At 74.2% G+C, this 4,744-nt stretch carries 1 protein-coding gene; it reads right to left on the reverse strand.

Annotation, left to right across the window (positions count from 1 at the left end; translation table 11 throughout):
• A partial coding sequence (locus tag RWM17_RS12375; RefSeq protein ID WP_314104089.1) for a DEAD/DEAH box helicase occupies positions 1-4,597 on the reverse strand: 4,597 nt, incomplete at its 3' end.
• Positions 4,598-4,744: the final 147 nt, after the last annotated feature.

Below are 4,744 nucleotides of genomic sequence, written 5' to 3' on the forward strand. Positions count from 1 at the left end.
GCCCGGGCCAGGGCAGGGCGGCTCCGTAGGGGTTCGCGGGGTCGGTCGCGGCCAGGGTCACGACCGGGATCTCGCGCCCGCGCCCGGCCGACGCGAGGGCGTCGTCGTCGCGGCGGTCGGTCTCGTCGCGGACGAACGACCGCAGCCGGTCGACCGTCGGCCCGGTCGCGAACTGGGCGGCGCCCAGGCCCTCGACGAAGTAGCCACGGCGGGCCCGGCCCGTCTCCTCGAAGCCGCTCAGCACCTTGTAGACGGTCGAGAAGCCGCCTCGCACGCCCTCGTTCATCACGGCGCCGCGCGTCACGACGCCGTGTCGCTCGAGCAGGATCTCGGCCTGTGCCGCGGCGCGCACCGTGGCGTCGGGCTCGGCCAGGGGCAGCAGCGACCAGCGCCCGCCGACCGTCGGCGGCCCGGCCTGGCGCGGCATCGTCACCCGCCCTCGGCTGCGGTACGACGACCGCGACCGGGTCGGCGTGCGGGGACGGGAAGCCTTGCCGCTCACCTGCGTGCGCAGCGGCGCGAACGTGTCGTTGGTGATCTGTCCGGCCCAGACGAGGTCCCAGATGGCGGTGACGAGCGCCGCGTCGTCGGTGCTGCCCACGGCGTCGGAGAGCTGCCGGAAGAAGTACGCCCCACCGCCGGCCAGCGCGCCGAGCACCTCGCGCTGCAGCTCGTCGGTGTCGGTGCCCAGCGGCTCGGGCAGCGTCACCTGCGCACCGTCGGCGAGGTGCAGGCTGACCCAGCCGTCGTTCCCGGCCAGGCTGCCCAAGCCCGACCAGATGACCTCGCCGGTCGCCGTCAGCTCGTCGAGCATGCCGGGGCCGTAGTCGGTGACGCGGGCGGGGAGGATGAGCGTCTCCCAGGCGGAAGCAGGCAACGCGACCCCGCTGAGCTGGTCGACGACCTGCACCACGCCGTCGAGCCCGCGCAGCCCCGAGCCCTTGGTGCCGGTGGCGACGTGCTGCCAGGCCGGGAGGAAGCGGCCGAGCGTGTCGGGCGCGACCGGCTCGACCTCGTGCCGCAACGCCGCGAGCGACCGGCTGCGGAGCCGCTTGAGAACCTCGGAGTCGCACCACTCGCTGCCCTGCTGCTGCGGTCGGAACTCGCCCTCGACGACGCGCCGCTGCACCCCGAGCTTGCGCAGCGTGTCCAGGACGACCGCCGTGCCGAGACCGAGTCGGTCGGCGACCATCTGCGGCGTGAACGGGGCGTGGGTGCGCGCGAAGCGACCGACGAGGTCGCCGAGCGGGTCGTCGACCGGCTCGACGAACGCCGTGGGCACGCCGATCGGCAGGGCGACGCCGAGGGCGTCGCGCAGGCGCGACGCGTCCTCGATGCCGGCCCAGCGCTCGGTGCCGCCGTGGGTGAAGCGCAGCACGCGGTTCGAGCGGACGAGGTCGGTGAGCGCCGCCTCGAGCTTGGTGCGTCCCTCCGCCGACTCTGCGGACTCGGCTGCCACGGTGTCGCCTGCCACGGCGCCTGCCACGGTGTCGCCTGCCACGGCGCCTGCATCGTCGCCCGCGTCGCTCTCGGCCTCGGCCCCGGCCCCTGCCGTGGGGGTCGCCGCGCTGCCGGCCGTCGTCGCCAGCCAGCTCCGGTCGACGATCTCGGAGGTGGTCAGCGGCCCGAGCAGGCGCAGCAGGTCGACGACGCCCTCGATGTCGCGGGCGCGGCGGTCGGGAGCGAGTCGCTGCAGCTCGAGCTCGTGCTGGTCGATGACGTCGGCGTCGAGCAGCTCGCGGAGCTCGGCCCGGCCGAGCAGCTCTTGCAGCAGGGTCGAGTCGAGCGAGAGGGCGGCCGCGCGGCGCTCGGCCAGCGGCGAGTCGCCCTCGTACATGAACGCGGCGACGTAGCCGAAGAGCAGCGACCGGGCGAACGGCGAGGGCACCTCGGTCTCGACCTCGACGACGCGCACGGCGCGGGTCTCGAGCTCGCGGGTGAGGCTCATCAGGGCGGGCAGGTCGTAGACGTCCTGCAGGACCTCGCGCACGGCCTCGAGCACGATCGGGAACTGCGGGTACTTGCGCGCCACGTCGAGCAGCTGCGACGCCCGCTGGCGCTGCTGCCAGAGCGGTGAGCGACGGCCGGGGTTGTACCGGGGCAGCAACAACGCGCGGGCCGCGCACTCGCGGAAGCGGGAGGAGAACAGCGCGGAGCCGCCCACCTCCTCCGTCACGATCGCGTCGAGGTCGTCGCCCTCGAACCGGAAGAGCTCCGACCCCGGAGGCTCGGCGTCGGTGTCGGGGATGCGCACCACGATCCCGTCGTCAGCCGCCATCGCGCCGCCGTCGACGCCGAGCTGGTCGCGGATGCGGGCCGAGATCGCGAGGGCCCACGGCGCGTGCACCTGCATGCCGTAGGGGGAGTGCAGGACGAGCCGCCAGTCGCCGAGCTCGTCCCGGAAGCGCTCGACGACGAGGGTCGTGTCGGACGGCACGTGCCCGGTCGCCTCGCGCTGCTCGGTGACGAAGGCCAACAGGTTGCGGGCCGCGCGCTCGTCGAGCCCGCCCTGGGTGACCCGTCGGGTGGCGTCGTCCGTCGACGAGCTGGCGAGCTCGCGGATGTAGCCCCCGATCGCACGGCCCAGCTCGGCCGGACGGCCGATCCCGTCGCCCTTCCAGAACGGGACACGACCCGGCTGCCCGTAGGCAGGGGAGACGAGCACGCGGTCGTGCGTGATGTCCTCGATGCGCCAGCTGGTCGCGCCGAGGGCGAAGACGTCGCCGACCCGGGACTCGTACACCATCTCTTCGTCGAGCTCGCCGACGCGGGCGGCCTTCTCGCCGACCATGAAGACGCCGAACAGGCCGCGGTCGGGGATGGTGCCGCCGCTCGTGACCGCGAGCCGCTGGGCGCCCGGGCGACCGGTGAGCGTGCCGTGCACGCGGTCCCAGACGATACGGGGCCGCAGCTCGGCGAACTCGTCGGAGGGGTACTTGCCGCTCAGCAGGTCGAGCGTCGCGTCGTAGGCCGAGCGCGGCAGGGTCGCGAACGGGGCGCTGCGGCGCACGGTCTCGAACCACTCGTCGGCGTCGATCTCGTCGAGGGCGACGGCCGCGACGGTCTGCTGGGCGAGCACGTCGAGGGGGTTCGTCGGCACGCGCAGTTCTTCGATCAGGCCCGCCACCATCCGCTCGGCGGCGACGGCCGAGTGGATCAGGTCGGCTCGGTGCTTGGGGAACATCACGCCCCGGCTGATCTCGCCGACCTGGTGCCCGGCCCGTCCGACGCGCTGCAGCCCGCTGGCGACCGACGGCGGCGACTCGACCTGGACGACGAGGTCGACCGCGCCCATGTCGATGCCGAGCTCGAGCGAGCTGGTCGCGACGACGCAGCGGAGGCGTCCGCTCTTCAGGTCGTCCTCGATGATCGCTCGTTGGTCTTTCGAGACGGAGCCGTGGTGCGCCCGCGCGAGCAGCGGCTCGCTGCCCTGGGTCTGCCCGCTGCCGCCGATCAGCTGGGCCGGTGCGCCGCCTCCCACCATTGGGTTGCGGGGCGGGTTCGTCGGTGCGGACGGCGCGAAGGGGTCGACCACGGTGGACGAGTCCGAGGTGTCGGAGCCGCCGGAGGCGCCCTCCGCGATCTCGGGGACGGCACCGGCGGGCACCAGCTCGCCCCGCGCCTCGTCGGCGGCCTGCAGCGCGGCGGCCCGGGTCTCGACGTCGGCGCCCGTGCGCTCGAGGTAGATGTCGTTGAGGCGCGCGGTGAGCCGCTCGGCCAGCCGACGCGAGTTCGAGAAGACGATCGTCGAGCGGTGGTCGAGGATCAGGTCGACGATCCCCTCCTCGACGTGGGGCCAGATCGAGCCCTGGGGGGCACTGCCCGCGGCGGAGCCCTCGAGCGGCGCGGCCGTGCCCAGCTCGGTCATGTCGTCGACGGGCACGACGACGCGCAGGTCGAAGGTCTTCTCCGAGCGCGGGTTCACGATCGTGACGGGCTTGCGGCCGGAGAGGAACCGGGCCACCTCGGTCGGCGGGCGCACCGTCGCGGACAGCCCGATGCGCTGCGCGGGCTTCTCGAGCAGCGCGTCGAGCCGCTCGAGCGACAGGGCGAGGTGGGCGCCGCGCTTCGTGGCGGCGACCGCGTGCACCTCGTCGACGATGACGGTGTGCACGCCCTTGAGGTTCTCGCGCGCCGCCGACGTGAGCATGAGGTAGAGCGACTCGGGGGTCGTGATGAGGATGTCGGGCGGGGTGCGCTGCAGGAGGCGGCGGTCGCCGGACGAGGTGTCGCCCGACCGCACCCCCACCGTGAGCTCGGGTGCGTCGATGCCGAGCCGGCGGGCCGTCTGGGTGATGCCGACGAGGGGCGAGCGCAGGTTGCGCTCGACGTCGACGCCCAGCGCCTTGAGCGGCGAGATGTAGAGGACCCGCGTGCGGTGCTCTCTCACCTCGGGCGGCGGCCCGCTCGCGAGCGTGTCGATCGACCAGAGGAACGACGCGAGGGTCTTGCCGGAGCCGGTCGGCGCGATGACGAGGGCGTCGTCGCCCTCGCTGATCGCCTGCCACGCCCCCTGCTGCGCGAGCGTCGGCGCCGCGAAGGCGCCCCGGAACCACTCGCGGGTCGCGGGGGAGAAGCGCTCGAGGATGTCGGTCATCGTGAGGACCATCCTGCTCCGGACCACCGACACTGCGCCGTGAGCGCGGCGTCGCAGACCGTGGTCGGGGAGTCGGCGGGTCGCCGTGCCCCGCGGCGGGCGGGCGCCCGCCCGCCGCAGGCGACGACGACCCGCCGCCCCGTGCTC

Origin of the sequence: uncultured Frigoribacterium sp. (genome assembly GCF_963515265.1) — a bacterium.
In the GTDB taxonomy this organism is placed as follows: Bacteria; Actinomycetota; Actinomycetes; order Actinomycetales; family Microbacteriaceae; genus Frigoribacterium.